Source organism: Alienimonas chondri (genome assembly GCF_013036045.1).
In the GTDB taxonomy this organism is placed as follows: domain Bacteria; phylum Planctomycetota; class Planctomycetia; order Planctomycetales; family Planctomycetaceae; genus Alienimonas; species Alienimonas chondri.
Map to the genome: position 1 here is coordinate 1 of NZ_WTPX01000311.1, position 1995 is coordinate 1995.

The 1995-nt window shown below is 69.1% G+C and carries 2 protein-coding genes; one reads left to right on the forward strand and one right to left on the reverse strand.

Annotation, left to right across the window (positions count from 1 at the left end):
* Positions 1–468 (forward strand): hypothetical protein (locus LzC2_RS21275; protein ID WP_206678863.1); only part of this gene is annotated, 468 nt, incomplete at its 5' end.
* An 89-nt stretch (positions 469–557) separates the two neighbouring features.
* On the opposite strand, the gene LzC2_RS21280 is transcribed toward LzC2_RS21275, so the two are convergent.
* The coding region (locus LzC2_RS21280) for an amylo-alpha-1,6-glucosidase (protein ID WP_171190029.1) at positions 558–1995 on the reverse strand (1438 nt) is incomplete at its 5' end.

The window sequence follows — 1995 nt, forward strand, 5'->3', positions numbered from 1 at the left end:
ACTCATTCCCCCGGAGCAATTGTGGACGAATCGCGGCCGGAGCCGATCGCCGAGGAGTCCGCGGCGGGCGGGGCGGGGTTTGATCTCGCCCTCGGGATCGTCGGGGCGGTCGTGGGGGCGGTGGTAGGCGTGTGGGTGTTCGGGCTGATCGCCCGGCAGGGGTTCCTGGCCGTGTTCCTGCCGGGGGCGTTGACGGGACTGGGTTGCGGGGCGTTGTCCGGTCGGCGGTCGGTCCTGCTGGCGGTGATCAGCGGGGCGCTCGGGACGCTGGCGGGGGCGGTCGCGGAGTGGCGCCTCGCCCCGTTCAAGGAGGACGACTCGCTGGGGTTCTTCCTCACCCATTTGAATGACCTGCGGCCGTTCACGTTGGGGATGATCGTCCTCGGCGGGGCGATGGCGGCGTGGTTCGGCCTCGGCCGCCGCGGCGGAGCGGGTCTCCGCCGGACGGCTGTCGCCCGCGGCCGCTGACGGGGCGGGCGGGTGAGGCCAGCGGCAAGTTCGCTCGATTCGCTGTGCTCCTCGGTCCGGGGGGATGACCCCCCCCGGCTCGCCGGCGTTTAGACCGCTCGGGCGTCGATGCCGTATTCGGTCGCGGCGAGGTCGATTAATAACGCGGCGGACCAGCTGAAATCCTGGGCGCCGCCGCCGTCGCCCTCTTCGGCGTCGTAGTGTTCGCGGAAGCCTTCGGCGGCGGGCAGCTTCAACATGCTGTCGCGGAGCACGTTCTCCTCGGTCGCCATTTCATAGCGGCGCAGGCCGACCAGCAGCAGCCAGTCGAGATTCATCCAGACCGGGCCGCGCCAGTATTGATCCGGGTCGTAGTCCGCGTGGTCGCGGTCGAAGGTGGCGATGGCGTAGGCCACGCCGTCCTCGCAGCCTTCGGAGCAGGCGGTGAAGCTCGCGGAACTCATCCGCCGCCGCATCTGCTCCGCCTGCAGCCGATCGGGGATGCCGGCGAACAACGGGGCGAATCCTCCGGCGACCCGCCGTAGAAACGGTTCGTCCGCGGCGAGGTCGTAGTTCCGATACATATGCGTGTCCGGGCACCACAGGTTCGCGTTGAGATATTTGCGACTCGTCTCCGCCCGTCGGCGGTGGACCTCGTCGTCGGCGCCCACGCGGCGGGCGATCTCCGCCAGGTCCGCTTCCGATCGGGCCAGCAGCGAATTAAACAGCACGTCCTCCACCAGGAAGGGGAACGGCCCGCCGTCCGCGCCGCCGCTCTCCCGCAGCATCCTTTCGTCATAATCGCACGCCTTCGCGAGTTCGACCAAGAGGATGTAGCGATCGTAAGTCTTGTCGTCGGGCCGGCCGGCGGGGTCGGCGTTGTCCCGATCGCTGCGCCGATAATCGGGGATTGAACCCGCGGGAACGTCCAGCCGGCCCAACGGTTCGTCCCACAGCGGGGAGTTGTCCATCCCGCTCTCCCACGGGTGGCGAATTGAAACGAGGCCGTTGCCGTCGGGGTCGCGTTCCCGATAGAGATAGTCGTGCCAGGCGACCAGCTTGGGGTGCATCTCCCGCAGCCAAGCGGAGGCCGCGGCGGGGTCGGGATCGCGGTCGGCGACGTGCAGCACGGCGGTGGCGTGCACGGGCGGCTGTACGATTCCGCTGGTGCGGATCGGCTCGCCGTTCTCGTCCTTCGGGGCATGGGGACTGCGGGCGGCGTCCCACCAGTCCGGGCCGGGGAAATATTCTCCGTCGGCCTCGCGATTAAAAATCATGTGCGGCAGCAGGCCGTTCGCCCACTGACCGCGGAACAGGCTCCGTAATTCCTGTTTCGCCGCCGGCACGTCGTAGTGCGACAGGCCGATCGCGATGAAGGCGCTGTCCCAACTCCATTGATGCGGGTACAGGCCGGCGGAGGGAATCGTGTGATCGCCGCGGCGATTCTTCCTCAGCACCGCTTTGGCCTGTCGGACGAGGTCCGGCAGATCGACGCCCTCGGGGGCGACGGCGTGCGGGGGAGTCGCCGGCGGCGGATCCGGGCGGGCG